Below are 26,074 nucleotides of genomic sequence, written 5' to 3'. Positions count from 1 at the left end.
CCGGCACCGGCCGCGCCGGACAGCCCGGTGGGGCTGAACCGCATCGAATGCCGAGGCATACATTCCGGACACCGCAACGTCGCCCCACACCTCGGACACCAGCGGCGACGTGCAACGTTGAGTAGGAACCCCGCGACGAAGCCAACGATGATCCCCGCAAGTAGGGAGAGGAGAAGCTGAGGCACTGGACGCCCTTCCGTCAGATCGTGAAGATGGTGCGCCTTCGCCCTCATGTCATGATCAGCTATTGGTAGGGCGCCTTGACGCTCACTCAGCAAAGCGCTGCTACGGACCGACGTTCCACCCGTCAGCTGTTGTCTTGGTGTTGTCTCCACACCCGACCGAACATGAAACGTCCTTTTAGTGCGGCTCGATCGTCACGATCTCCGGTAGGTTGATCCGAGACGAGAGGGGAACCGTGAGAAGCGATCCTTTCCAGAACCAGTCTCGAATCTTGGTGCACCCGCTCGCCTACGTTCGGCATGATCGAAATTGGAGTCAGCAGGATCTGGTCGACAAGATCGCCCGGCGGCTGAACACCGCTGCCCGACGCGAGAAAGCGTGGCGCTGGGAGCGTTGGGGCGTCGTGCCCGACCTCGCAACTCAGTGCGCGCTCGCCGACGAGTTGGGCGTACCGCGACAGGCGGTCCGCGAGCTGGGCTGGCCCCATTGGCTACCGGTCGGTCAGCGGATCGACACCGACACCCCTTGGACGATCGACGGCGGATTGACGCTGTTGAGAGAGACGGCGGGAGCAGCAGTGATGGATCGGCGCGGGTTCATGATCCTCGGTGTCGGCGCGGCGGCGACACTCGCACAGCAGTGGCTCACGCTTGATCCGCCACCGCTGCGTTCGGCGCTGGACGGCGGCCCACTCGACGCCTCGCTCGTCGACTGCTTCGAGCAACGCCTCCCCACTCTCCGGCAGATCGACGCGCTCCTCGGCGGCGGAAGCGTCCGTGACGTCGTGGACGCGGAGCTGCGACTCGTCACCGACCTGTTGAGCAACAGCTCCTACGCCGACAGCATCGGCCGACGGATGTTCGCGGTCGCCACCGAACTCGGCAGGATCGCCGGCTGGGCCAGCTTCGACGCCGGCCACCAGGCCGCAGCCGAGCGCTACTGGGTTTCCGCGCTGCACACCGCGCACCTCGCCGACGATCGGACCGCCGGCGCGAACATTCTGAAGTGCATGAGCCTGCAGCGGGTCGACAGCGACCGGGCAGAGGAAGCACTCGCACTGGCCACCGCCGCCGTCGATGGAGCCGGGGATGCTCCCGCGCGGGTGCTGGCGATGTTCGCCACCCGCAAGGCCCGAGCCCACGCCGCCCTTAACGACGCCAGTGCAGCGGAACGCTGTCTCACCAGCGCGGAAACGCACATGGCCCGAGCTGATGACGAGCCCGGCCCGACCTGGGCCGGCTACTTCGACCAGGCCGAGTACTGCGCACAGGTCGCGGCCTGCTACCTCATGCTCGAACGCCACCGGAACGCCGACCGCTGGCTCGCCCAAGCATTGGACCTGCAACCCACGACCCGCAGCCGGGACCGCGCCACCTATCTGATCTGGCGGGCGGGCGTCACCGCCAGCCTCGGCGACGTCGAACAAGCCTGCGCGTACGTGCACCGCGCAGCGCCCGAGGTCATGAAGACCCGCTCGCTCCGGAACCATCACCGGCTGATGGGCATCCACAGCCGCCTTACCAAGTACGACACCCCCGCCACCCGCGAGTTGGACGAACGCGTACGGGGTCTGGTCGCATAGCACCATGACATCGGACGTCCAGCGGGTAGCCGTCGTCACCGGAGCCAACCGAGGGCTCGGCCGAGCAATCGCCCAGCAGCTCGCACAGGCCGGCCTCCACGTCGTGGTCACCGCCAGAAGCGACGAAGCCGCAGAGCGCACCGCCACAGAGCTGACCGGCCTCGGCCTGCCTGCCTCCGGCCACCAGCTCGACATCACCGACCCCGCCAGCGTCGCGCGCGCCATGGCCGACGTCGGCTACCAGTACGGCCGGCTCGACGTCCTGGTCAACAACGCTGCCATCGCCATCGACCGAGGCCAGGCCGCCAGCGCGGCCGACATGGAGAAGGTCGCTGCGACCCTCGACGCGAACCTCATCGGCACCTGGCGCTGCTGCACCGCCGCCATCCCCGAGATGAAGCGAAACGGGTACGGCCGGATCGTCAACGTCACCAGCCACATGGGTACGTCCGCCGAAATGGGCACCGGCAGCGTCTCCTACCGAGTCTCCAAAGCAGGCGTCAACGCGTTCACCCAGATCCTCGCCGCAGAGCTACACGAGCACAACATCCTCGTCAACGCGGCGTCGCCGGGAAAGGTCGACACCCGCCTCGCCTACGGAAAAGCCAACCACACTCCCGGCGAAGCAGCCGACACCTTCACCTGGCTGGCCACGCTCCCCGACGATGGACCCACCGGCGACCTCTTCTACAACCGCAAGCTACTACCCTGGTAGGTAGGAGATAGGCGGAAGTCAACCGGAGAGGAATCATGTCTGATCTGACCGGTGCGGAGTGGCGGAAGAGCAGCCGAAGCAGCTCACAAGGAAACTGTGTCGAGGTTGCAATCAACTACCCAGGAATCGTCGCCGTCCGAGACAGCAAAGATCGGGAAGGGGCGACGTTGCTCTTCACGTCCCACGGATGGGATGCCTTCCTCGTTCTCGCCAGAGTAACGAGGTAGCCGCCCATCTTCAGACGCATGTGCCGTGATCCACTGCGCTCCAGCTGACCACACGCCGGCGTGTCGGGTCGAAGAGACGCTGTGGATCACGGCTGTACGAGGTCGGTCAGCGAGGACGTCGTCACGAGCGCGGCTTCAGGGGCAGGCTGTGAGCGATCAGGCCGGCACCGGCAGTGGTGGTAGTGGGCTGTGCAGGATCAGGCAGATGGTCCGCAGCAACTCGACCTCCGGCACGGTCATCACCCCGTCGTGTCCGATCACCGCGACAGCCGCCGCCACCAGCCGGGACTTCTCCACCGGGCGCAGTTCGTCGAGGAGCGGCCAGACCGATTCCAGCTCCAGCACGCCGCCCGCAGGCGGGGTGAACCGGACGGATGCCTGGGGCAGGGCGTGCGCCGCACCGGCGGCGAAGGCCCGCTGCGCGGCGGCCGGATCCGGGTGCCCGGCCTGGGCGAGCATGCTGAGCAGCGTCTGTACGGCTGGTTGGCTGGCGCGCAGCGTACCCCGGCCGTGGCCCGGCTGCGACGATGGCCGCAGCGATTCGCGCAGCTCATCGCCGACGAGCCGGGACAGGCAGTATTCGAAGACGCTGATCCGCCCGTCGGCCCGGACCAGGGTGGCCATCGCGTCGGCGAGCGTGTCGCGTTCGGCCGGTGACCGCTGCGCCAACGCGGGGAAGGCGATCTCGGCCAGCGGCAGCCGCAGCATCGGGTGCAGGCCGGCGGTCCGCGCACCGGCCTGCCAGGCGGCGTCAGCTAACGGGGTGCCGTACCGCTGGGTGATGGCGGCATGCTGGCCGGCGCGGACCTGCGGGTCGGCCGACAGCAGCAGGCCGAGGATCAACGGTGCCACTGTGTCCGGTCGACGGGCCCGCTCCGTCAGCTCGTGCGGGATCCGGGAGAGCAGGTCGGCGGCGTGTTGGTAGGCGCTCGCCGGCGGCGCGCCGATTCGGTCGACGACCTGGGCCGGGTCCATCGGCACCCGGGTGTCGTCGGCGGGCAACGCGGCGCCGCCCGGGGCGCCGCCGGTCAGCCCGAGCGCGCGGTCCTCGGCGAGCCCGGACGGCGGGGCCGCCGCCCACCGCCGGGACAGCGTGGTCAACTCGGCCGGGTCGAAGCTGGGATCGAGTGCCTTGATCCGGTCGGCGATCGGTGGATGCGTCGAGAACAGCGCGGTCAGCCTGCCACCCGGCCCGAACAGCATGTGGCCGACCTCTTCGGACTTCGGACTCTTCAGCTGTGACCCGGCGGGCAGCCCGGCGATCTTCTTGAGCGCACCGGCCAGCCCGGCGGTCTGCCGGGTGAACTGCACCGCCGACGCGTCGGCCAGGTACTCGCGCTGCCGGGACACCGACGCTTTGATCAGCCGGCCGACCAGCACACCGACGTACCCGGCGGCGATCATCGCCAGCCCGATCAGTGGTAGCGGGTTGCCGCCCCGGTTGTCGCTGCGGGAGCGGCCACCGCTGACGAATCCGGTGCGCAGTAGCCCGCGCCCGATCACCGCCAGGAACAGGATGCCGAACAGCAGCCCCATCAGCCGGATGTTCAGCCGCATGTCGCCGTTGACCACGTGGCTGAACTCGTGGGCGATGACGCCCTGCAGTTCGTCGCGGTTGAGCCGTTCCAGGGTGCCCCGGGTGACCGCGATGGCCGCGTCCGAGGTCGACCAGCCGGCGGCGAACGCGTTGATCCCCTCCTCGCGCGCCAGCAGGTAGATCTCCGGCACCGGCACGCTGGAGGCGATGGCGATCTCCTCCACCACGTTGCGCAGCCGGCGCAGCTGCGGGTCGGTGGTGTCCGGCGGCACCGGTACGCCGCCGAGCTCCCGGGCGACCCGCCCGCCGCCACCGCGCAGCGTGACGGTGCGGACCAGCGCCGCCAGGCCGATCACAGCGACGGTCGCCAGGCTGGTCACCACCAGCATGCCGAGGAGCGCGGCCGGTTGCCGGGACGCGCCGTCGAAGACGACGAAGACGGCGAGGTCGACCACGGCCACGATGCCGACGACGGCGGCCACGAACAGCACGACCAGCCGGGCGGAGACCCGCCGGACCTGACGCTGGCGCTCGAAGAAGTTCATCGATCAGAAGGTGACCCGGGGAGCCTGCCGCTGCTGCGGATCGTCGACCTCGAACGGGGCGGCCGGGCCGAACGAGAACATGTTCGCGATCATGCTGCCGGGGAACCGTTCCCGCTTGTTGTTGTAGCCCATCACCGCGTCGTTGTAGGCCTGCCGGGCGAACGCGACCCGGTTCTCGGTGGAGGTCAGCTCCTCGGTCAGCTGCATCATGTTCTGGTTGGCCTTGAGGTCCGGGTACGCCTCGGAGAGCGCGAACAGCCGGCCCAGGCTCTGGGTCAGCATGTTCTCGGCACCGGCGAGCTGCTGCATGGCGGCCGGGTCGCCGGGCCTGCCGGTCGCGGCGGCCTGCGCGTCGACCGCGCCGCCGCGAGCGGCGATCACCGCTTCGAGCGCCTCACGTTCGTGTCTCATGTACCCCTTGGCGACCTCGACGAGGTTGGGGATGAGATCGTGGCGTCGGGTCAGCTGTACGTCGATCTGGGCGAACGCGTTCCGGAACGCGTTACGGGCGGTGACCAGTCCGTTGTACACCGCCACGCCGTACCCGGCGAAGACCAGCACCACCAGCGAGATTATGCAAAAGAGTGCAATGACCAGCTCCATAACCAGCCGAGCCTACGCCCTCGGCGTGCTCGGTGACCCTGGTCTTGGACATCCGCAGCGGCTGGCGGGTCGACGACGGCGTGCCGGCCGGTCGGGTGGTGCCCCCGGTGGGATTCGAACCCACACTGTCGGAGGTTTGAGCTCCGTCTCTCTACCGGTTGGAGTACGGGGACCTTTGTCGGGTCTGGGGCCCGGCTACGGCAAGCCTACCTACTACGCTGAAGGCGGCGACACCCAACCCGGTGGGTGTCGGGTGGCAAGCGTTGGGGGTAGGGGTACGTGGCCGACACGCAGGCGGGTGCCGAGCGCAGGCGGGTGCTGATCGCGGAAGACGAGGCGTTGATCCGCCTCGATCTGGCGGAGATGCTCCTGGAGGAGGGCTACGACGTGGTCGGCGAGGCCGGGGACGGCGAGACGGCCGTCCGGCTCGCCGAGGAGCTCAAGCCCGACCTGGTCATCCTTGACATCAAGATGCCGATCATGGACGGGTTGGCGGCGGCCGAGCGGATCGCCGGTGGCCGGATCGCCCCGGTGGTCATCCTCACCGCCTTCAGCCAGCGGGACCTGGTGGAGCGGGCCCGGGCGGCGGGTGCGATGGCGTACCTGGTGAAGCCGTTCCAGAAGAGTGACCTGGTGCCGGCGATCGAGATCGCGCTGTCCCGCTACTCCGAGGTGGCCGCGCTGGAGTCCGAGGTCGCTGGCCTGACCGACCGGCTGGAGACCCGCAAGGTCGTCGAGCGGGCCAAGGGCATGTTGATGACCTCGTACGGCATGACGGAGCCGCAGGCGTTCAAGTGGATCCAGCGGATGGCGATGGACCACCGGATGACCATGCGCGACGTCGCCGACCGGATCCTGGCCGAGACGCCCGGTGAGGCCGCCAGCCAGCAGCAGTGAACCGAGGCCGCCAGCCAGCAGCAGTGAGCCGCTGCCCCGGCATCGACGTCGGGGGATGACGGTCGTCTCGTGTTACAGCCATACGGGCAGTCAGGCCACGCTACGTAACGTTTTTGTCAACGGCCCTTCCTGAACCTTACGGCGTGCCCGGCAGGTGGGATAGCGTCCCGCCCCAAGGCCGGGATAACGGCTGGGTGCGTGCTTCCCGCAAGAGCCAATCGGCAGTGGGTGGTTCGGGCCAATTGGATCTAGGAGGGTTTCGAGCCTTGAAGCGTAATCTTGTCCGCGTGCTCGGCGGCGTCGCCATGATGGCGCTCGTCGCGGGCGGCGCCGCCTGCGGCGGCGGCGACGGCGACACTACGGAAGCTGGCGGCGATGCGTGTGGTTACAAGATCGCCTTTTTCGGGGCGCTGACCGGCCCCTCTGCGGCGCTCGGCATCAACGAGAACAACGGTGCCGCGCTCGCGGTCGAGCAGTACAACGAGGCGAACCCGGACTGCAAGGTCGAGCTGGTTGGCCTGGACTCGCAGGGCAGCCCGGACCAGGCGCCGGGTCTGGCCCAGCGGGCCATCGACGACGAGAAGATGCTCGGCATCGTCGGTCCGGCGTACTCCGGTGAGTCGGAGGCGGCCGGCCCGCTGTTCGCCGAGGCCGGTCTGGTCACCATCACTCCGTCGGCGACCCGGCCGAGCCTGGCCGACCAGGGCTGGCCGACCTTCTTCCGGGGCGTCGGCAACGACCTGAGCCAGGGCCCGGCCGCCGGTGTCTACATCCGCGACGTGCTGAACGCGGAGAAGGTCTTCGTCATCGACGACCAGTCGGCGTACGGCGCCGGGCTGGCCGACGAGGTCAAGAACGTCCTCGGTGACCTGGTTGTCGACTCCGACAAGGTTCAGGGCGAGGGCAAGCAGGTCGACTTCTCCGCGACCGTCACCAAGGTGCGTTCCTCGGAGGCGGACGCGGTCTTCTTCGGTGGCTACTACCAGGAGGCCGGCCTGATCCGTAAGCAGCTCACCGACGCGGGCATCACCGCGACGATGGTTGCCGGTGACGGCGTCAACGACCCGGCGTTCGTCGAGTCGGCTGGTGCGGCCGCCGCCGAGGGCACCATTCTCACCTGCCCCTGCCAGCCGGCCACCGAGGCGCGCGGTAGCTTCGCCGCCGACTACGAGGCGCTGCACGGTAGCCCGCCGGGCACCTACAGCGACACCGCCTACGACGCGGCGAACATCATGCTCGAGGGCATCAAGGAGGGCAACACCACCCGCGAGGCGCTGCTCGAGTGGGTGAAGAACTACGAGGGCGAAGGCGTCGCGGCCAGCTACAAGTTCGACGAGAAGGGCGAGATGGACGTCAACCAGGTTGTCGTCTGGGCGTTCAAGGTCGTCGACGGCGAGGTCGTGGCGGACCAGGAGATCCCCAAGCCCTGATCCGCCCGATCGGCGAGATCAGCTGTCTAGCGGGTGCGGCCGGGAGCACGCTCCCGGCCGCACCCGACTCTTTTCCCAGCCCTCGATGGAGCACCCTCCTTGGACGTCAACGGACTGCTCTCGAACTTCGGAGAGCTCACCACGACCGGCTTGACACAGGGCGCCATCTATGCCCTGGTCGCGCTGGGCTACACGCTGGTCTACGGCGTGCTCAGACTCATCAACTTCGCCCACTCCGAGGTCTTCATCGCCGGCGCGTTCGCCGCGCTGTGGACCTGGGGCGCGCTCGGCCTGACCCAGGACTCGGTGGTCAGCGGAGTGGGCCAGATCGTCTTCTACTTCCTGATCGCGATGGTCGCCGCGGCGCTGGCGTCGGCAGCGACCGCGACCCTGGTCGAACGGGTCGCGTACCGGCCGTTGCGCAAGCGCAACGCGCCGCCGCTGGCCTTCCTGATCACCGCGATCGGCGCGTCCATCGTGATGGCCGAGGCGTTCGGGATCTACACCCGGCGGTTGCCGCAGGGCCTGCCGACCATCGTCAGCAACGAGCCGTGGTTCACCGTCGCCGGCGTGCCGGTCAGCATCGTGCAGGTGCTGACCGTCGTCGCGGCGCTGGGCATGATGATCGGCCTTGACTTCTTCATCAACCGCAGCCGAATGGGCCGGGGCGTGCGGGCGGTTGCCCAGGACCCGAACACCGCCGCGCTGATGGGGGTCAACAAGGACCGGATCATCATGATCATCTTCGTGATGGGCGGCCTGATGGCCGGCGTCGCCGGCCTGCTCTACAACGTCCGCATCGGGGTGCTCACCTACAGTGTCGGCTTCCTGCTCGGGCTCAAGGCGTTCACCGCAGCCGTGCTCGGCGGGATCGGCAACCTGCGCGGCGCGCTGCTCGGCGGCTTTCTGCTCGGCGTGGTCGAGAACTACGCCTCCGGCCTGTTCGGTACGCAGTGGAAGGACTTCGTGGCCTTCGCCGTGCTGGTCGTCCTGCTGATGTTCCGGCCGACCGGCCTGCTCGGCGAATCCCTGGGGAGGGCGCGGGTATGACCAGTCTGCGGACCAAGCTGCACGACGCACGCGGCCAGCTCTCCGACCGCTGGCACCACATGCCCAAGTGGACCCGCTGGGTGCTGATCGCTGCCGTGGTGGTGTTCTTCTACGCCCTGCCCAACGAAGGTTTCTACCAGCACCTCGGGCCGATCCCGACCACCGAGTCCAACTTCGGTCAGGTGCTGTTCACCGTCTCCATCTACGTGCTGCTGGCGGTCGGGCTGAACATCGTGGTCGGTTTCGCCGGCCTGCTCGACCTCGGCTACTTCGGCTTCTTCGCCGTCGGGGCGTACACGGTCGCGGTGCTCACCTCACCCAGCAGCGACCTGAAGACGCTCTGGCAGTGGGAGATGGCGCTTCCGCTGGCGATCGGCATCACGATGATCTCCGGCCTGATGCTCGGCACCCCGACCCTGCGGCTGCGCGGCGACTACCTGGCGATCGTCACCCTCGGCTTCGCCGAGATGATCCGGATCGCCGCGGTCAGCTCCGAGTTCCTCAAGGGCCAGCGCGGGCTCAACCAGATCCCGCACCCGCCCGGCGAGTACGCCGACGGCAAACCGGTCTTCGGCGTACTCGACGCCCGCCCGTACTACTGGCTGGTGCTCACCCTGATCATCGTGGTGGTGATCCTGGTCAGCAACCTCAACCGCAGCCGGGTCGGCCGGGCCTGGGTCTCGATCCGGGAGGACGAGGACGCCGCCCAGCTGATGGGGGTGCCCACCTTCAAGTTCAAGCTGTGGGCGTTCGCCATGGGCGCGGCGATCGGTGGGCTGGCCGGCGCGTTGTTCGCCGGCAAGCAGAACTTCGTCAGCTCGCAGAACTTCGAGCTACTCAACTCGATCATCATCCTGGCGGCGGTGATCCTCGGCGGCTCCGGCAACATCGTCGGCGCGATCGTCGGCGGCGGCCTGGTGGCGTACCTGATCGAACGCTTCCGGGGCATCGAGCTGTTCGGCATCGAACTCTACGAGTACCGGTTCCTGGTCTTCGGCCTGACTCTCGTGATCATGATGATCTTCCGGCCGCAGGGCCTGATCGCCAACCGGCGACGATCCGCCGAGTTCAAGGACCGCCGTAAGGAGGTGGCCGTCGGTGGCTGACACCGAAGCGACCGGGGCCGGCCCGAGCGCCGCGACCCGCGAACCCCTGCTCGAGGTCGACCACGTCACGCTGCGCTTCGGCGGTGTGGTCGCCCTGGACGACGTGGACTTCACCCTCTACAAGGGCGAGATCCTCGGCCTGATCGGCCCGAACGGGGCCGGCAAGACGACCTGCTTCAACGCGATGACCGGCATCTACCGGCCCACCGAGGGCGAGATCCGGTTCCGGGGCGAGCGGATCACCGGCAAGAAACGCCACCAGATCACCAAGATGGGCATGGCCCGGACGTTCCAGAACATCCGGCTGTTCCCCGAGATGACCGCCCTGGAGAACGTCCAGGTCGGCGCGGACGCCCACCACAAGACCAGCGTCATCTCGGCGATGCTGCGGCTGCCACGGCACTGGCGCGAGGAACGTGACGGCCGGGAGAAGGCCCGCGAGCTGCTGGACTTCGTCGGCATCGGCCACCGGATCGACGAGATGGCCCGCAACCTGTCGTACGGCGAACAGCGGCGGCTGGAGATCGCCCGGGCGCTGGCCACCAGCCCGGTGCTGCTCTGCCTCGACGAGCCGGCGGCCGGGTTCAACCCGGCGGAGAAGGAGGAGCTGCTCCAACTGATCCGGCAGATCCGCGACCGGGGCGTCACCGTGCTGCTGATCGAGCACGACATGCGTCTGGTGATGGGGGTCACCGACCGGATCGTGGTGCTGGAGTTCGGAAAGAAGATCGCCGAAGGGCTCCCCGCCGAGGTGCGGGACGACCACCGGGTGATCGCCGCCTACCTGGGAGTGCCGGACGATGCTGCTTGAGATCGACGACGTCAGCCTGCTGTACGGGCGGATCCAGGCGCTGCACGGCATCAGCCTGACGGTGAACGAGGGCGAGATCGTCGCCCTGATCGGCGCCAACGGCGCCGGCAAGTCCACCACCATGCGGGCGATCTCCGGCATCCGGCCGATCGCCGCCGGGCGGATCACCTTCGACGGCGAGGACATCTCCAAGCTCCGGGCCGACCTGCGGGTCCGGCGCGGACTGTGCCAGGCACCGGAGGGCCGGGGCATCTTCCCCGGCATGACGGTGCTGGAGAACCTCGACATGGGGGCGTACACCCGGCGCGACCGCGCCGGTATCGCCGCCGACCTGGACCGGGTGCTGGGCCTGTTCCCCCGGCTGGCCGAGCGTCGCAGGCAGCCCGGCGGCACGCTGTCCGGCGGCGAGCAGCAGATGCTCGCCGTGGGCCGCGCGCTGATGAGCCGGCCGAAGCTGCTGCTGCTCGACGAGCCGTCGATGGGGCTCGCCCCGATGCTGATCCAGCAGATCTTCGACATCATCGTGGAGATCAACCAGCAGGGCACCACGGTCCTGCTGGTCGAGCAGAACGCCCAACAGGCGCTGTCCCGGGCGCACCGCGCGTACGTGCTGGAAACCGGCCGGATCGTCAAGTCCGGCACCGGCGCCGACCTGCTGCACGACCCGGCCGTCAAGGAGGCGTACCTCGGTGTCGCCTGACCCGGCACCGGTACGACCCGACCACCCCCTCGGAGGAAACGTGACCACCTCACATCACCGGATCCGGCGGGCCGTCGCCGGCGCCGCCGGAGCGTTCGCTCTGCTGCTGGCCGTCGCCAGCTGCGGGGAGCAGGACAGCGTCGAACAGCCGGGCGGCGACGCGCCGAGCGCGTCGGCCGACGACGAGCTGGCCGCGCTCGTCCCGGACGAGATCAAGGCCGACGGCAAGATCCTGGTCGGTGTCGACGCGACCTACGCTCCGGCGGAGTTCCTCGACACCGACGGCAGCACGGTCATCGGGTTCGACGTCGACCTGTTCAACACCGTCGCGGGCAAGCTCGGCCTGACCACCGAGTACGTGCCCAGCCAGTTCGACGACATCATCCCCGGGGTGATGTCCGGCAAGTACGAGATCGGGGTCTCCTCGTTCACCATCAACGACGAGCGCAAGGCCCAGGTCGACATGGTGTCCTACTTCTCGGCCGGCACCCAGTGGGCGTCGCGGGCCGGGGAGCCGGTCGACCCGGACGACGCCTGCGGCAAGCGGGTGGCGGTCCAGGCCGGCACCGTGCAGGTGGAGGACATCGAGGCCCGCTCGGCGGCGTGCGTCGAGGCCGGCGACCCGGAGATCGTCATCGAACAGTTCCAGGGGCAGGACCAGGCGACCACCTCGGTGGTCTCCGGCAAGAACGACGCGATGCTGGCCGACTCGCCGGTCTGCGCGTACGCGGTCCAGCAGACCAACGGCGAGCTGGAACTGTCCGGCGACATCTACGACTCGGCGCCGTACGGCTACGTGGTGGCCCAGGACCAGGCCGGGTTCGCCGAGGCGTTGGCCGAGGCGCTTGACGCGATCATCGCCGACGGCGGCTACGAGCAGGCGCTGAGCAACTGGGGCGTCGAGGCGGGCGGGATCACCGACCCGGCCGTCAACCCCTGAGTCCCCGGCTGCCGATGTCCGCGGACAACCCTTCCTCCCCGGACGGCGTGACGCCGTCCGGGGAGGCACCCTCACCCGGGCCGCCTGCGCCCGAGTCCGGTTCGCCGGAGCCGGCGCGTGGCCGACCCGAGCCGATCCGGGCGGTGCCGGTACGCCGGCCGGGCCGTTGGCTGGCGGTCGGCGTGCTCGCCGTACTCGCCGCGATGTTCGTCCACCTGCTGGTCACCAACGACCGGTTCCAGTGGACTTTCATGATCGACAACATGTTCCGGCCGCCGATCGTCGAGGGCGTGCGGACCACCATCACGATGACCCTGCTCGCGATGGTGATCGGCGTCGCGCTCGGGGTGCTGGTCGCGGTGATGCGGCTGTCCGGCAACCCGGTCCTGGCCGGCGTCGCCTGGCTCTACACCTGGTTCTTCCGGGCGGTGCCCCGGGTGGTGCTGCTGGTGCTCTTCGGCAACCTCGGCATCCTCTGGGAGCGGCTGGAGTTCGGGCTGCCGTTCGACCGGCAGCTCGGCGCGCTGTTCGGCGTCACCGACTTCGAGGCCCGGATCTGGGGCTTCGACGCCCGGACCGCGATCAGTGGTTTCGTCGCCGGCCTGCTCGGGTTGGCGCTGTCCGAGGCCGCCTACATGGCGGAGATCGTCCGCGCCGGCATCGGCTCGGTCGACCCCGGCCAGGCCGAGGCCTGCGCCGCGCTCGGCATGAGCCAGGGCCTGACTCTGCGCCGGGTGGTGCTGCCCCAGGCGATGCGGGTGATCGTGCCGCCGACCGGCAACGAGACCATCGCGATGCTCAAGGACACCTCGCTGCTGGCCTTCGTACCGGTCACCAACGAGCTGTTCTTCCAACTGTCGGCGGTCGGCTCGCGGACCTTCCAGGTCTTCCCGATGCTGGTCGCCGCCTGCCTGTGGTATCTGGCGCTGACCAGTGTGCTGATGGTCGGCCAGTCCTTCGTCGAACGGCGGTTCTCCCGCGGCTTCGGCACCGTTGCTGCGAAAGGGGCCCGATGACCGCGCCACCCGCCGGGTCGGACACCCTGATGGTGCACGCCGAGAACGTGCACAAGTCGTTCGGCCCGGTCGACGTGCTCACCGGGGTGGACCTGGCGGTCCGGCCCGGTGAGGTGTGCTGCGTGATCGGGCCGTCCGGCTCCGGCAAGTCGACCTTTCTGCGCTGCATCAACCACCTGGAGAAGATCGACGCCGGGCGGATCCGGGTGGACGGGGAACTGGTCGGCTACCGGCAGCGGCGCGGCAAACTGCACGAGCTGCCGGCCCGGGAGGTGGCCGCGCAGCGCCAGCAGATCGGCATGGTGTTCCAACGGTTCAACCTGTTCCCGCACATGACCGCGCTGGACAACGTGATGGAGGCGCCGCTGCGGGTCCGCCGTCAGCCCCGGCCGGCGGTCCGTGAGCTGGCGGCGGCGTTGCTGGACCGGGTGGGTCTGGCGGACCGGGCGGGCGCCTACCCGGGGCAGCTGTCCGGCGGGCAGCAGCAGCGGGTGGCGATCGCCCGCGCGCTGGCCATGCGGCCCAAGCTGATGCTGTTCGACGAGCCGACCAGCGCGCTGGACCCGGAACTCGTCGGCGAGGTGCTGGACGTGATGCGGGACCTGGCCCGGGACGGGATGACGATGATCGTGGTGACCCACGAGATCGGTTTCGCCCGGGAGGTCGGTGACTCGCTGGTATTCATGGACGGCGGGGTGGTGGTCGAGTCGGGCGTACCCCGGCAGGTCCTGGCCGATCCACGGCACGACCGGACCCGGGCCTTCCTCAGCAAGGTGCTGTGACCCCGGCGCCGCGCCCGGCGCGAGCCGCCCGGCACGGTGTCGTACCCCACGACTAGAGTCGCTTGACGTGACCGACGACGCGCCCCGCCTGTTGCTGCTCGACGGCCATTCGCTGGCCTACCGGGCGTTCTTCGCGCTGCCCGTGGAGAACTTCTCCACCAGCACCGGCCAGCCGACCAACGCGGTCTACGGCTTCACCTCGATGCTGATCAACGTGCTGCGCGACGAGCGGCCGACCCACATCGTGGTCGCCTTCGACGTCTCCCGCCGGTCGTTTCGCACCGAGCGGTACGCCGAGTACAAGGCCGGCCGTTCGGAGAGCCCGGCCGACTTCGCCGGTCAGGTGAGCCTGGTCCAGGAAGTGCTGACCGCGCTGCGCATCCCGTACGTCACGAAGGACAACTACGAGGCCGACGACGTCATCGCCACCCTGGCCGGGCAGGGGCGCGACGCCGGCATGCAGGTGCTGATCTGTACCGGCGACCGGGACGCCTTCCAGCTGGTCGACGACCGGACCACCGTGCTGTACCCGCGCAAGGGCGTGTCCGACCTGGCCCGGATGGACCCGTCGGCGGTCACCGCCCGCTACGGCGTCGGGCCGGGCCACTACCGCGACCTGGCGGCGCTGGTCGGCGAGTCCAGTGACAACCTGCCCGGGGTGCCCGGCGTCGGTCCGAAGACCGCCGCCAAGTGGATCAGCCAGTACGGTGGTCTGGACGGGGTGATCGCCCAGGCGGACAAGATCAAGGGCAAGGCGGGGGAGAGCCTGCGGGAGCGGCTCGCCGACGTGATCCGCAACTACGAGCTCAACTGTCTGGTGGCTGATCTGCAGCTGCCGCTGACTCCGGCCGACGCCCGGTGGACCGGCTGGGACCGGGAAGCCGTCCACCAGGTCTTCGACACGCTGCAGTTCCGGATCCTGCGCGACCGGCTCTACCAGTACCTCGACGCCGTCGAGCCGGAGGCCGAAGCCGGCTTCGACCTGGCCGGGGAGGTGCTCGGTGCCGGAGCGGTCGCCCCCTGGCTGGCCGGGCACACCACGGCCGGGGCCAGCGTCGGCGTCGCGGTCGCCGGCATCTTCGGCCGGGGCACCGGCAACCTCAGCGCGATTGCGGTGGCCACCGCGGACGGGGCCGCCGGATGGTTCGACCCTTCCGCCCTGGACCCGGCCGACGAGGCGGCGGTCGCCGGCTGGCTCGCCGACGACGGTCGGCGCAAGGTGCTGCACGACAGCAAACCGGCCCGGCTGGCGTTCGCCGCGCACGGTTGGTCGCTGGACGGCATCGACCGGGACACCGCGCTCGCCGCCTACCTGGCCCGCCCGGACCAGCGCTCCTACGACCTGGTCGATCTGGCCCTGCGCTACCTGCACCGGGAGCTGCGGGTCGACGCCCCCGACGACGGCCAGCTCACCCTCGACGGGCTCGGCCCGCAGAGCGAGGTCGAGCAGAACCTGATGCTGCGCGCCCGGGCCACCCTCGACCTGGCGGCGGCGATCGACGCCGAGCTGGCCCGCGACGGCGACGCCTCGACCCGGCTGCTCGCCGACGTCGAGCTGCCGCTGGTCGAGGTCCTCGCCGGCATGGAGCAGGCCGGCATCGGCGCCGACACCGAGTACCTGACCGAGCTGGAGGCTCAGTTCGCCGCCGAGGTCAAGGCCGCCGCCCAGGCCGCGTACCGGGTGATCGGGCGTGAGTTCAACCTCGGCTCGCCCAAGCAGCTGCAGGAGATCCTCTTCACCGACCTGGGGCTGCCCAAGACGAAGAAGATCAAGACCGGTTACACCACCGACGCCGACGCGCTGCAGTGGCTGTTCGCCCAGACCGAGCATCCGCTGCTGGCCCACCTGCTGCGCCACCGCGACGTGGCCCGGCTCAAGTCGACCGTCGACGGGCTGCTCAAGTCGATCTCCGACGACGGCCGGATCCACACCACCTTCAACCAGACGGTGGCCGCCACCGGCCGGCTCTCCTCCACCGACCCCAACCTGCAGAACATCCCGATCCGCACCGAGGAGGGCCGCCGGATCCGGCGGGCGTTCGTCGTCGGAGCCGGCTACGAGTCGCTACTGACCGCCGACTACAGCCAGATCGAGATGCGGATCATGGCGCACCTGTCCGGCGACGAGGCCCTGATCGACGCGTTCAACTCCGGCGAGGACTTCCACGCCGTCACCGCGGCATCGGTGTTCCAGGTGTCGTTGGAGTCGGTCGATGCCGAGCAGCGCCGCCGGATCAAGGCGATGAACTACGGTCTGGCGTACGGGCTGAGCGCCTTCGGCCTGTCCCAGCAGCTCGGCATCGCCACCGACGAGGCGAAGGCGCTGATGGAGGAGTACTTCCGCCGGTTCGGCGGGGTCCGTGACTACCTGCAGGCGCTGGTCGGCCAGGCCCGCCAGGACGGCTACACCTCCACGATCCTCGGCCGCCGCCGTTACCTCCCTGACCTGGTCAGCGACAACCGGCAGCGTCGGGAGATGGCCGAGCGGATGGCGCTCAACGCCCCGATTCAGGGCTCCGCCGCCGACCTGATCAAGGTCGCGATGCTGCACGTCGACACCGCGTTGCGCACCTCGTCGCTGCGCTCGCGGATGCTGCTGCAGGTGCACGACGAGCTGGTCTTCGAGGTGGCGCCGGGGGAGCGGGCCGAGCTGGAGAGCCTGGTCCGCCGCGAGATGGGCGGCGCCCACCCGCTGTCGGTGCCGCTGGAGGTCTCCGTCGGGGTCGGCACCGACTGGCACACCGCCGGGCACTGACCGCCCGGCGACCTGATCGCGGACGGGCCGCCGCACCGATGACGGCCAGCCGTTGATCACGCCTTCAGCGGGTCGTGGCCCCAGTTCATCAGCGAGTGACGCCACCGGGTGTCGCTGACGTCGCCGGACGGGCGTTGGGCCAGGTGCCGGTGCACGTACCCGACCACCTTGCGCATGTGGGCGTAGTCGTCGTCGGACAACGCCTCCCGCTTGGTCCGCAGCAGGTCGACGATCCGGCGGCCGGAGGCGTGCCCGACCGACTCGCCGCCGTCGTGGTGCTGCCCGGCAGCGGTCGACTCCGGGGTGCGCAGCCACTTCTCCAGCTCACCCGGGCTCATGTTGACCGCTTCGACGAACGCCCGGTACGCCGCCGCGCCATCGGAGGCGTCGGTCCGGGTCGGGCGGTGCCCGGCGGTGCGGGTGCGGTCACTCGGCACGGCGCAACGCCTCCGGCTTGTGTACCGCGTCGCGGCCGGACTTGTCGCTACGGACCCGGTACTGCGGATGTTCCGAATCGGCGACCACGGTACGTCCGGCGGACTTCCGCCGGGTGGTGATCTCCTCTTCGACGGTGCCCGGCACGGTCACCCCGTGGCTGCGCCAGTTGACCCGGTCACCAGGTCGGGGGTGCTCGACCGGTCGGCCGGGCCGTTGGTCGGGTCGGTCGCCCTCGCGGGGGCGTTTGTTCCTCGCCATGGCGGCCGGGTACCCGCCGGCCGGGCCGGCAATCCCGCTGGGCCGGGGCCTACGGGGTGATCTCGGAGATCGGCAGCTTCACCGGGAACGGGGCGTCGAGTTCGAGCAGGTCGGCGGACTCGGCGACGAGGGCGTACTCCCGCTCGCCGCTGGCGCCCGGCCGGTCGCCGAGCTGGTAGGCGTAGATCCGCACCGGGTCCTGCTCGACCCGCCAGTAGTGGCCGATGCCGACGGCGGCGTACCCGGCGGGCTTGTCGAACCGGTCCCGGCGGCGGGTCGCCGGGGAAACCACCTCGACGACCAGCAGCACCTCGTCGGGGGTCAGGTAGTGCCGGTCGCGGCTGCCCTCGGCGCGGTGCAGCAGCACGTCGGGCTCGTAGGTGTTGCGTGGCCCGACGGCGACCCCGACCGCTTGGGTGGCCCGGTAGCCGTCCGGCGCGTGCCGGTGCAGCCACAACCACAGCAGGCTCGTGATGCTCTGGTGACCGAGAGTGGGGGAGGGAACCACGGTGAGGACTCCGTCGAGGAGTTCGACGCGGGGGGCGTCGGCGGGCAGGGCGAGGACGTCTTCGATGCTGTAGTCAGCCAGCTGCTGCCGGACCGGGTCCGGCTGCCACGGTGCGGTCCACGCCCTGCCGGACGCTGCGGCAGGATGGATCGGCTCGGCGCTCACCCGGTCAGCGTACCGCCGCCGGGGTGCCGGCGAGGGCCGGCGGCGCGCGGTGGGTCGGCGCGGTGCGCGGTGGCCGTCTCAGCCAGCCGTGGGCGGCCGGTCGGCGACGAAGATCGCGGTGCCGGGGAAGAGCCGCCCGCGCAGCGGACTCCACTGCCCCCAGATCTGCTCGTGCCCGTCCGGCCACGGCGGTTCGACGACGTCGAGCAGCCGGAACCCGGCGGCGACGAGTTCCCGGACCCGGTCGCCGAGCGTACGGTGCTGCTCGACGTAGCTGGGGGTGCCGTCGTCGTCGGTCTCCACGTACGGCCGCCGGTCGAAGTAGGAGTGCACCGCGACCAGGCCGCGCTCGCCGGGGTCGTCGAGGAAGATCCAGCGCATCGGGTGGGTGACGGCGAAGACCCAGCGTCCGCCGGGGCGCAGCACCCGGTGCACCTCGCGCATCACGGCCGCCGAGTCGGCGACGAACGGCACCGCGCCGAACGCGGTCCAGACGGTGTCGAACGCGGCGTCGACGAACGGCAGCGTCAGCGCGTCGGCCTGCACCAGCGGCACCGCGACGCCGGTGCGGTCGGCGCCGGCGACGGCCTGGCGCAGCATGCCCGCCGACAGGTCCAGCGCGATGCTCTCGGCACCCTGCCGGGCGAGCCACCGGCTGCCGGCGGCGGCTCCGCAGCCCAGTTCGAGCACCCGCCGCCCGGCGACGTCGCCGAGCAGCCCGGCGTCGGCCTCCCGCAGCCCTTCTGGGCACCAGCGCAGGTCGGCGTCGCCGAGGAACTCGCCGTGCTCGGTCTGGTAGGCGTCGGCGTCGGCGTCCCACCAGCGTCGGTTGGCCTGCCGGGCCTGCTGATCGGTGACTTCGTGCCTGGTCACTCTGAGTTGGTCGGGATCCGGGAGCCGGTCGGGATCCGGGTCGACGTCGGGCCGGTCGGCGGGTGTGGGCGGTGCGGTGGTCACGGCGCAGACGGTACGGGCAGCGTCGCGTGGGAGCGTTACCGGCCCGGCGTGCTACGCTTGACGGCCCGCGAAACGGGTGTGATCTCGGTCACAGCGAGTCCACGAAAGTGCGGGAATCCCCGCCTGTGGGTCCGATTTTTCCCAACCACCGACATGTGCGCCCGGATAGCTCCCGGGAGGGCTTGCACGCTGTGGTAATGCAACCGGTAGGCTAGTCGATGCGCTCGCGGATCGTGTGCCTCGGCAGGGAGCAGGTCCGCGGTCGGCGGTTACATCCGATGATGGCAGCGGCGGTCGATGATCCCCTCGGTCACGGTCGGTGACGAAGACGTCATCGTCGCGGTGTGCCCGCCGGCGGATCCGTGAGCCACGCCAGGTCACCGCAACGACAAGCCAGCAGTGACACCCATCCGATCCGGAGCAACCGCCCACATGACGAGCAGCATCGAGGCCACCTCGAGCGCCCCCAAGGTCACCGTCGACGACCTCGGCACCGAGGAAGCCTTCCTCGCGGCGATCGACGAGACCATCAAGTACTTCAACGACGGCGACATCGTGGAAGGTACCGTCGTCAAGGTCGACCGGGACGAGGTCCTGCTCGACATCGGCTACAAGACCGAGGGTGTCATCCCCTCGCGCGAGTTGTCGATCAAGCACGACGTGGACCCAGCCGACGTTGTCTCGGTGGGCGACCACATCGAAGCCCTTGTCCTGCAGAAGGAGGACAAGGAAGGCCGGCTGATCCTGTCGAAGAAGCGCGCCCAGTACGAGCGCGCGTGGGGCACGATCGAGAAGATCAAGGACGAGGACGGGGTCGTCCGTGGCTCGGTCATCGAGGTGGTCAAGGGTGGCCTGATCCTGGACATCGGGCTGCGTGGCTTCCTGCCCGCGTCGCTGGTGGAGATGCGCCGGGTCCGTGACCTGCAGCCGTACGTCGGCCGCGAGCTCGAAGCCAAGATCATCGAGCTGGACAAGAACCGTAACAACGTGGTCCTGTCCCGCCGGGCCTGGCTGGAGCAGACGCAGTCCGAGGTGCGCACCGAGTTCCTCAACAAGCTGCAGAAGGGGCAGGTCCGCAAGGGCGTCGTCTCCTCGATCGTCAACTTCGGCGCCTTCGTCGACCTCGGCGGCGTGGACGGCCTGGTGCACGTCTCCGAGCTGTCCTGGAAGCACATCGACCACCCGTCCGAGGTGGTCGAGGTCGGCCAGGAGGTCGAGGTCGAGGTGCTCGACGTCGACCTGGACCGCGAGCGGGTCTCGCTGTCGCTCAAGGCCACCCAGGAAGACCCGTGGCGTCAGTTCGCCCGGACCCACGCGATCCAGCAGATCGTGCCCGGCAAGGTGACCAAGCTGGTGCCGTTCGGTGCGTTCGTCCGCGTCGACGACGGCATCGAGGGCCTGGTGCACATCTCCGAGCTCGCCGAGCGGCACGTCGAGATCCCCGAGCAGGTCGTCCAGGTCGGCTCGGACGTCATGGTCAAGGTCATCGACATCGACCTGGAGCGTCGCCGGATCTCGCTGTCGCTCAAGCAGGCCAACGAGGGCTTCGTCGAGGGCGAGGAGCACTTCGACCCGACCCTCTACGGCATGGCCGCCACGTACGACAACGAGGGCAACTACATCTACCCCGAAGGCTTCGACCCGGAGACCGGGGAGTGGCTGGAAGGCTTCGACAAGCAGCGGGAGACCTGGGAGCAGCAGTACGCCGAGGCCCGCAACCGCTGGGAAGCGCACACCCGGCAGGTGCAGACCGCCCGGGCCGCCGACGCGGACGCCGCAGCCAACCCGGCTCCGCCGGTCGCCGCCCCCGCGGGCGGCGGTGGCGGCGGCGGTGGTGGGGCGACCTCCAGCTCGACCCCGTCGCGGGCCAGCGAGGAGCCGGCCGGCACCCTCGCCACCGACGAGGCGCTCGCCGCGCTGCGGGAGAAGCTGGCCGGCGGCAAGAGCTGAGGCCCCATAGCAACATCGGCTGACACAGACAGCGGTCCCGCCGGGCAGGATGCCCGGCGGGACCGCTGTCTGTCGTGGCGTACCACTGTCTGCCGTGCCCACCGTGCGGCCGGCCCCTGGGGGACCACCCACTGACCCGATCCGGCGGACACGAGCCCCCCGGCGGACCGGCCGGGCAGCCGATCCGGTTCACTGGGCGGCATGCTGAGGGTAGGTCTCACCGGCGGCATCGGCGCCGGCAAGAGCGCCGTCGCCAACCGGCTCGCCACCAACGGCGCGGTGATCGTCGACGCCGACCGGCTGGCCCGGGAGGTGGTGGCACCGGGCACCGACGGGCTGGCCAGGGTCGTCGCGGCCTTCGGGCCGGACGTCGTCGCCGCCGACGGTGCCCTGGATCGGCCGGCCCTGGGTGCCCGGGTCTTCGCCGATCCGGCCGCCCGGCGTCGGCTGGAGGAAATCGTGCACCCGCTGGTCCGGGCCCGTACCGCCGAACTCACCGCCGCCGCACCGACCGACGCGGTCGTGGTCAACGACGTACCGCTGCTGGTGGAGACCGGGCTGGCCGCCACGTACCACCTGGTGGTCGTGGTGTCGGCGGCCGAGGCACTGCGCGTCGAACGGCTGACCCGCGACCGGGGGATGGCGCCCGACGACGCGCGGGCCCGGATCCGCGCCCAGGCCGACGACGCGCAACGCCGCGCCGCCGCTGACGTGCTGCTGTCCAACGACGGTAGTCGCGACGACCTCGCCGACGCCGTCGACCGGCTCTGGCACGACCGGCTGGTGCCGTACGAGGCGAACCTGCGGGCCGCCCGGCCCGCGCCGCGTCCGCCGCTGGCGGTCCTCACCGAGCCTGACCCGACCTGGCCGGAGCAGTTCGACCGGCTGGCCGCCCGGGTGCGGCAGACGGTCGGCGCCGGCCGGCGGGTCGACCACATCGGCTCCACCTCGGTGCCCGGTCTGCCGGCCAAGGACGTCATCGACATCCAGCTCACCGTCGAGTCGCTGGACGATGCCGACGGTTGCGCGGACGCGCTCGCCGCCGCCGGGTTCCCCCGGTTTCCCGGCGACTGGTGGGACAACCCGCGCCCCGATCCGGCGACCGGCCGGCCGGGTGAACGCTGGCCGAAGCGGCTGCACGGCAACGCCGACCCCGGCCGGCCGGTCAACCTGCACGTGCGGGTCGCCGACTCGCCGGGCTGGCGGTACGCGTTGGCGTTCCGCGACCTGCTGCGCGCCGATCCGGGTGAGCGGGCCGACTACCTGGCCGTCAAGCGGCGGATCGCGGCGACCGCGCCGACCACCCGGGAGTATGCCGAAGCCAAGGAGCCGTGGTTCGACCAGGTCTGGCCGCGCCTGCTGCGGTGGATCGAGGAGACCGGCTGGCAGCCGTGACGACGGGAGCGGCCAGCGTGGGGCGGGTAGGTGGGGCGCTCGCGGCGGCCGGGTCACGCGGGGCGTGACAACTCCGGGTGCGCTCACCGGCTCGCGCCAGGGCAGCTACCCGAACGTCCGGACCCGTGGCGCGCCGTGATGGGCGCTGCCGGTGGTCCGCGCGGCCGCCGCGAGCGGCCTACCCTGTCACGGTATCGCGGGTGAGGCAACCCACACAATGACAATATCGATGCCGATCCGCGACCGGCGGCACTCTGTCGGACCCACGGCGTAGGTTTGGGCCATGGCGCTCGACATCCCGCGACTCGACGGCCGCTTCCAGGTCGTCAGCGACTACTCGCCGGCCGGCGACCAGCCGGCAGCCATTGACGAGCTTGAGCGCCGGGTGCGTCGCGGAGACCGGCATTCGGTGCTGCTCGGCGCGACCGGCACCGGTAAGAGCGCCACCACCGCCTGGCTCGTCGAGCGGTTGCAGCGGCCCACCCTGGTGATGGCCCCCAACAAGACGCTCTGCGCCCAGCTGGCCAAGGAGTTCCGCGAGTTGATGCCGCACAACGCGGTGGAGTACTTCGTCTCCTACTACGACTACTACCAGCCCGAGGCGTACATCCCGCAGACCGACACCTACATCGAGAAGGACTCCTCGATCAACGAGGAGGTGGAGCGGCTGCGGCACTCGGCGACCATGTCGCTGCTGACCCGCCGCGACGTGATCGTGGTCGCCACCGTCTCGGCGATCTACGGCCTGGGCACCCCGCAGGAATATCTCGAACGCGCGGTCAAGGTGACCGCCGGCGCCGAGCAGGACCGTGACTCGCTGCTGCGCCGCCTGGTCGACATCCAGTACGCCCGCAACGACCTGTCGTTCAGCCGGGGCACGTTCCGGGTCCGCGGCGACACCCTGGAGATCATTCCGGCGTACGAGGAGCTGGCGGTCCGGATCGAGTTCTTCGGTGACGAGATCGAGCGGCTCTACTACCTGCACCCGTTGACCGGTGACGTGGTGCGCGAGGTCGACCAGTTGCTGATCTTCCCGGCCACGCACTACGCCGCCGGGCCGGCGCGGATGGAGCGGGCGATCCGCGACATCGAGGCCGAGCTGACCGACCGGCTCGCCGAGCTGGACCGGCAGGGCAAGCTCCTCGAAGCGCAGCGGCTGCGGATGCGCACCACGTACGACATTGAGATGATGCGTCAGGTCGGCTTCTGCTCCGGCATTGAGAACTACTCGATGCACATCGACGGCCGCGACTACGGCAGTCCGCCGCACACCCTGCTCGACTACTTCCCGGACGACTTCGTCACCGTCGTCGACGAGTCGCACGTGACGATCCCGCAGATCGGCGGCATGTTCGAGGGCGACGCCTCCCGCAAGCGGATGCTGATCGACCACGGGTTCCGGCTGCCCAGTGCGGCCGACAACCGGCCGCTGCGCTTCGATGAGTTCCTGGAGCGGGTCGGCCAGATGGTGTTCCTGTCCGCCACCCCCGGGCCGTGGGAGCTGGAGCAGGCGGCCGGCGAGTTCGTCGAGCAGGTGATCCGCCCCACCGGCCTGGTCGACCCACAGGTCAAGGTCAAGCCGACCAAGGGCCAGATCGACGACCTGATGCACGAGATCAGGCTGCGCACCGACCGCGACGAGCGGGTGCTGGTCACCACGTTGACCAAGAAGATGGCCGAGGACCTCACCGACTACCTGCTGGAGCACGGCATCCGGGTGCGCTACCTGCACTCCGAGGTCGACACGCTGCGCCGGGTCGAGCTGCTGCGTGAGCTGCGCAAGGGCGACTACGACGTACTGGTCGGCATCAACCTGCTCCGCGAGGGCCTGGACCTGCCCGAGGTGTCCCTGGTGGCGATCCTCGACGCCGACAAGGAGGGCTTCCTGCGCAGCGGCCGGTCGCTGATCCAGACCATCGGTCGGGCCGCCCGTAACGTCTCCGGCGAGGTCCACATGTACGCCGACAAGATGACCCCGTCGATGGCGGACGCGATCGACGAGACCAACCGGCGTCGGGCCAAGCAGGTGGCGTACAACGAGGCCAACGGCATCTCCCCGGAGCCGCTGCGCAAGAAGATCCACGACATCCTCGACGACATCTACCGGGAGGCCGACGACACCGACGGCGCGCTCGCCGGTCGGTCGGCCGGCGGCTCCGGCCGGCAGATGTCGCGCGGCAAGGGCCCGGTGCCGGAGACCCGCAGCAAGGGCCGGGGCACCACCACCCCGTCCAGCGCCGGCATGGCGCGCGCCGACCTGGCCCAGCTGATCCAGGAGCTCAACGACCAGATGCTCAATGCCGCCCGCGAGCTGCAGTTCGAGCTGGCCGCCCGGATCCGCGACGAGATCTCCGAGCTGAAGAAGGAGCTGCGGGCGATGGACGTCGCCGGCGTCAGCTGAGCCGATCGCCGGGGTAGAGCTGGGCCAGCTCGGCACCGGGGCGCTGGCTGGCCCGCCAGAGCAGCCCCCACGTGTCGTCGAGATTCGCCTCGTCGTCGCCTTGCCGGTCGGTTGTGACTTGGCCGGGTGGTGGTGTCGGCTGGGCAGGCGTGGCAGGCCAGCCCGGCTCGCCGGGGCGGACCAGCTCCAGCTCACCCCATTGCAGGTAGAACGTCCAGGCGTCCTCGACGGTGCGGAGGATGCCGACCTCGCGGATCTCCCGCTGCGGGTGCCGGAAGTAGACCAGTGCCTCGTCGGCGTACTCCAGACCCCACCCGACGGCCGGAAACTCTACCCTGGAGCAGGTCTGCGACCAGCTCGGCTGGGCGTCGACATCGAAGCTGTCCCGGCTCGAACTGGGCCAGAGCAGACCAGACCTGGCCGACATTCTGGACCTGCTCGACGTCTACCACGTCGTGCCGGCCGAGCGGGAGAAGCTGGTCATCATCGCCCGCGACGCCGCCGCCACCCGTGGCTGGTGGAAGGCGCTCGGCTCGATGGGTCAGCGCCAGCGTGGCTACACCGAGCTCGAAGCCAGCGCTGCCACGATCTTCGAGTACCAGCAACTGCTGGTGCCTGGGCTGCTGCAGACCCCGGAGTACGCCCGGCTGCGGGTCCGCTCCGGTCGCGACGTCTACGGTGACCTCGACATCAACGCTGACACCTTGGCGCGTACCGCCCGACAGGAAGTGCTGCGTCGCGAACATCCGCCGCACTACGAGGCGGTCATCGACGAGAGTGCGCTGCTGCGGGCCAGCGTGCCACCCGAGACCCGGCGCGGCCAGCTGCGCCACCTGACCGCGCTCAGCGAGCTGGACAACGTCACCATCCAGGTGCTGCCGCTCGAAGCGGTCGTGCACGATTCGTTCATGCCGCACACCAGCTTCTCGCTCTACTCGTTCCCCGACCCGGCCGATCCTCGCACCGTGGTGCTGGAGACGCTGACCAGCGACATCCACCTCACCGACGACGAGGACGTGATCCTGTACGCCCGGATCGGCCGCTGGCTTCAGAAGGCTGCGCTGCCGGCCGATGAAAGCCGGGATCTGCTGGCTAAGCTGGTGGCAGAGAGTTGAGTGGATTG

General features: G+C 69.9%; 24 protein-coding genes and 1 tRNA gene. 17 read left to right on the top strand and 8 right to left on the bottom strand.

The window, feature by feature from the left end:
* Window positions 1–418 precede the first annotated feature (418 nt).
* From O7629_RS15640 to O7629_RS15630, 3 genes are read left to right on the top strand one after another with little or no spacing between them, the layout of a single operon-like run.
* On the top strand, window positions 419–1,765 hold the full coding sequence (locus O7629_RS15640) for a transcriptional regulator (RefSeq protein WP_278170031.1): 1,347 nt from the start codon (window positions 419–421) through the stop codon (window positions 1,763–1,765).
* Between the two features lie 4 nt (window positions 1,766–1,769).
* A complete protein-coding gene (locus O7629_RS15635; protein WP_278170029.1) occupies window positions 1,770–2,480 on the top strand; it encodes an SDR family NAD(P)-dependent oxidoreductase in 711 nt (236 codons plus the stop codon).
* Window positions 2,481–2,515: 35 nt separating this feature from the next.
* Window positions 2,516–2,707 carry a DUF397 domain-containing protein gene (locus tag O7629_RS15630; protein WP_278170027.1) on the top strand — a complete coding sequence of 64 codons (192 nt, stop codon included), beginning with the start codon at window positions 2,516–2,518 and terminating at the stop codon, window positions 2,705–2,707.
* Between the two features lie 156 nt (window positions 2,708–2,863).
* Here the strand turns inward: O7629_RS15630 and O7629_RS15625 are convergent, their stop codons facing one another.
* From O7629_RS15625 to O7629_RS15615, 3 genes are all read right to left on the bottom strand, one after another.
* Window positions 2,864–4,789, bottom strand: a complete 1,926-nt coding sequence (locus O7629_RS15625) for a M48 family metallopeptidase (protein ID WP_278170026.1) — start codon at window positions 4,787–4,789, stop codon at window positions 2,864–2,866.
* Between the two features lie 3 nt (window positions 4,790–4,792).
* Window positions 4,793–5,353, bottom strand: coding sequence for a LemA family protein (locus O7629_RS15620; RefSeq protein ID WP_278170025.1), 561 nt, complete (start codon window positions 5,351–5,353; stop codon window positions 4,793–4,795).
* Between the two features lie 135 nt (window positions 5,354–5,488).
* Window positions 5,489–5,565, bottom strand: a tRNA-Leu gene (locus O7629_RS15615).
* A gap of 106 nt (window positions 5,566–5,671) precedes the next feature.
* On the opposite strand from O7629_RS15615, the gene O7629_RS15610 reads away from it, so the two are divergent.
* From O7629_RS15610 to polA, 10 genes are all read left to right on the top strand, one after another.
* Window positions 5,672–6,289, top strand: a complete 618-nt coding sequence (locus O7629_RS15610) for a response regulator (RefSeq protein ID WP_123602467.1) — start codon at window positions 5,672–5,674, stop codon at window positions 6,287–6,289.
* A gap of 266 nt (window positions 6,290–6,555) precedes the next feature.
* The gene (locus tag O7629_RS15605) at window positions 6,556–7,719 is read left to right on the top strand and encodes a branched-chain amino acid ABC transporter substrate-binding protein (RefSeq protein WP_278170024.1); all 1,164 of its coding nucleotides are present in this window, start codon (window positions 6,556–6,558) and stop codon (window positions 7,717–7,719) included.
* A 99-nt stretch (window positions 7,720–7,818) separates the two neighbouring features.
* Window positions 7,819–8,769 carry a branched-chain amino acid ABC transporter permease gene (locus O7629_RS15600; RefSeq protein WP_278170022.1) on the top strand — a complete coding sequence of 317 codons (951 nt, stop codon included), beginning with the start codon at window positions 7,819–7,821 and terminating at the stop codon, window positions 8,767–8,769.
* Window positions 8,766–9,875 (top strand): branched-chain amino acid ABC transporter permease, encoded by a 1,110-nt coding sequence (locus O7629_RS15595; RefSeq protein ID WP_278170021.1) that lies wholly within the window; start codon window positions 8,766–8,768, stop codon window positions 9,873–9,875. Before O7629_RS15600 ends, O7629_RS15595 begins: the two co-directional genes overlap by 4 nt.
* Window positions 9,868–10,686, top strand: coding sequence for an ABC transporter ATP-binding protein (locus O7629_RS15590; RefSeq protein WP_278170020.1), 819 nt, complete (start codon window positions 9,868–9,870; stop codon window positions 10,684–10,686). Before O7629_RS15595 ends, O7629_RS15590 begins: the two co-directional genes overlap by 8 nt.
* A complete protein-coding gene (locus tag O7629_RS15585) occupies window positions 10,676–11,386 on the top strand; it encodes an ABC transporter ATP-binding protein (protein ID WP_278170019.1) in 711 nt (236 codons plus the stop codon). Before O7629_RS15590 ends, O7629_RS15585 begins: the two co-directional genes overlap by 11 nt.
* A 40-nt stretch (window positions 11,387–11,426) precedes the next feature.
* Window positions 11,427–12,326 carry an ABC transporter substrate-binding protein gene (locus O7629_RS15580; RefSeq protein ID WP_278170018.1) on the top strand — a complete coding sequence of 300 codons (900 nt, stop codon included), beginning with the start codon at window positions 11,427–11,429 and terminating at the stop codon, window positions 12,324–12,326.
* Window positions 12,327–12,469: 143 nt separating this feature from the next.
* The gene (locus O7629_RS15575; protein WP_278170016.1) at window positions 12,470–13,342 is read left to right on the top strand and encodes an amino acid ABC transporter permease; all 873 of its coding nucleotides are present in this window, start codon (window positions 12,470–12,472) and stop codon (window positions 13,340–13,342) included.
* Entirely contained in the window at window positions 13,339–14,124 is a 786-nt protein-coding gene (locus tag O7629_RS15570) for an amino acid ABC transporter ATP-binding protein (RefSeq protein ID WP_278170014.1), read from the top strand. The genes O7629_RS15575 and O7629_RS15570 overlap by 4 nt, the downstream gene beginning before the upstream one ends.
* Before the next feature lie 67 nt (window positions 14,125–14,191).
* Window positions 14,192–16,879, top strand: a complete 2,688-nt coding sequence (gene polA, locus O7629_RS15565) for a DNA polymerase I (protein WP_278170013.1) — start codon at window positions 14,192–14,194, stop codon at window positions 16,877–16,879.
* A gap of 56 nt (window positions 16,880–16,935) precedes the next feature.
* Here the strand turns inward: polA and O7629_RS15560 are convergent, their stop codons facing one another.
* From O7629_RS15560 to O7629_RS15545, 4 genes are all read right to left on the bottom strand, one after another.
* On the bottom strand, window positions 16,936–17,316 hold the full coding sequence (locus O7629_RS15560) for a DUF3140 domain-containing protein (protein ID WP_278170011.1): 381 nt from the start codon (window positions 17,314–17,316) through the stop codon (window positions 16,936–16,938).
* Window positions 17,306–17,575: a DUF2945 domain-containing protein gene (locus O7629_RS15555; RefSeq protein WP_278170010.1), complete on the bottom strand. Its 270-nt coding sequence runs from the start codon at window positions 17,573–17,575 to the stop codon at window positions 17,306–17,308. Before O7629_RS15555 ends, O7629_RS15560 begins: the two co-directional genes overlap by 11 nt.
* 49 nt (window positions 17,576–17,624) lie before the next feature.
* The gene (locus O7629_RS15550) at window positions 17,625–18,248 is read right to left on the bottom strand and encodes a Uma2 family endonuclease (protein ID WP_278170008.1); all 624 of its coding nucleotides are present in this window, start codon (window positions 18,246–18,248) and stop codon (window positions 17,625–17,627) included.
* 78 nt (window positions 18,249–18,326) lie between these two features.
* Window positions 18,327–19,121 (bottom strand): class I SAM-dependent methyltransferase, encoded by a 795-nt coding sequence (locus O7629_RS15545; RefSeq protein WP_278174550.1) that lies wholly within the window; start codon window positions 19,119–19,121, stop codon window positions 18,327–18,329.
* Between the two features lie 516 nt (window positions 19,122–19,637).
* Between O7629_RS15545 and rpsA the strand changes: the two genes are divergently transcribed.
* From rpsA to uvrB, 3 genes are all read left to right on the top strand, one after another.
* Complete coding sequence (gene rpsA, locus O7629_RS15540) at window positions 19,638–21,155, top strand: 30S ribosomal protein S1 (RefSeq protein ID WP_278170007.1); 1,518 nt, start codon at window positions 19,638–19,640, stop codon at window positions 21,153–21,155.
* A gap of 201 nt (window positions 21,156–21,356) precedes the next feature.
* Window positions 21,357–22,550, top strand: a complete 1,194-nt coding sequence (gene coaE, locus O7629_RS15535) for a dephospho-CoA kinase (RefSeq protein WP_278170006.1) — start codon at window positions 21,357–21,359, stop codon at window positions 22,548–22,550.
* A 283-nt stretch (window positions 22,551–22,833) separates the two neighbouring features.
* Window positions 22,834–24,951, top strand: coding sequence for an excinuclease ABC subunit UvrB (gene uvrB / locus O7629_RS15530; protein WP_278170004.1), 2,118 nt, complete (start codon window positions 22,834–22,836; stop codon window positions 24,949–24,951).
* On the opposite strand, the gene O7629_RS15525 is transcribed toward uvrB, so the two are convergent.
* Window positions 24,944–25,378 carry a hypothetical protein gene (locus O7629_RS15525; RefSeq protein WP_278170003.1) on the bottom strand — a complete coding sequence of 145 codons (435 nt, stop codon included), beginning with the start codon at window positions 25,376–25,378 and terminating at the stop codon, window positions 24,944–24,946. The two genes, uvrB and O7629_RS15525, sit on opposite strands and share 8 nt — an antisense overlap.
* Here O7629_RS15525 and O7629_RS15520 point away from each other — a divergent pair.
* Window positions 25,287–26,066, top strand: a complete 780-nt coding sequence (locus O7629_RS15520; protein WP_278174549.1) for a DUF5753 domain-containing protein — start codon at window positions 25,287–25,289, stop codon at window positions 26,064–26,066. The two genes, O7629_RS15525 and O7629_RS15520, sit on opposite strands and share 92 nt — an antisense overlap.
* Window positions 26,067–26,074 lie beyond the last annotated feature (8 nt).

The organism is Solwaraspora sp. WMMD792, from assembly GCF_029626105.1.
Taxonomy (GTDB): Bacteria; Actinomycetota; Actinomycetes; order Mycobacteriales; family Micromonosporaceae; genus Micromonospora_E.
Note: the sequence above shows the minus strand (reverse complement) of the source record. Positions and strands in the feature narration are given on the sequence as shown.

Excerpts from the sequence above, each read along its gene's own strand:
- O7629_RS15555 (WP_278170010.1), bottom strand. The coding sequence starts at position 17,575 with ATGGCGAGGAACAAACGCCCCCGCGAGGGCGACCGACCCGACCAACGG.
- O7629_RS15585 (WP_278170019.1), top strand. The coding sequence starts at position 10,676 with ATGCTGCTTGAGATCGACGACGTCAGCCTGCTGTACGGGCGGATCCAG.
- O7629_RS15635 (WP_278170029.1), top strand. The coding sequence starts at position 1,770 with ATGACATCGGACGTCCAGCGGGTAGCCGTCGTCACCGGAGCCAACCGA.
- uvrB (WP_278170004.1), top strand. The coding sequence starts at position 22,834 with ATGGCGCTCGACATCCCGCGACTCGACGGCCGCTTCCAGGTCGTCAGC.
- coaE (WP_278170006.1), top strand. The coding sequence starts at position 21,357 with ATGCTGAGGGTAGGTCTCACCGGCGGCATCGGCGCCGGCAAGAGCGCC.
- rpsA (WP_278170007.1), top strand. The coding sequence starts at position 19,638 with ATGACGAGCAGCATCGAGGCCACCTCGAGCGCCCCCAAGGTCACCGTC.
- O7629_RS15570 (WP_278170014.1), top strand. The coding sequence starts at position 13,339 with ATGACCGCGCCACCCGCCGGGTCGGACACCCTGATGGTGCACGCCGAG.
- O7629_RS15625 (WP_278170026.1), bottom strand. The coding sequence starts at position 4,789 with ATGAACTTCTTCGAGCGCCAGCGTCAGGTCCGGCGGGTCTCCGCCCGG.
- O7629_RS15525 (WP_278170003.1), bottom strand. The coding sequence starts at position 25,378 with ATGTCGGCCAGGTCTGGTCTGCTCTGGCCCAGTTCGAGCCGGGACAGC.
- O7629_RS15630 (WP_278170027.1), top strand. The coding sequence starts at position 2,516 with ATGTCTGATCTGACCGGTGCGGAGTGGCGGAAGAGCAGCCGAAGCAGC.
- O7629_RS15595 (WP_278170021.1), top strand. The coding sequence starts at position 8,766 with ATGACCAGTCTGCGGACCAAGCTGCACGACGCACGCGGCCAGCTCTCC.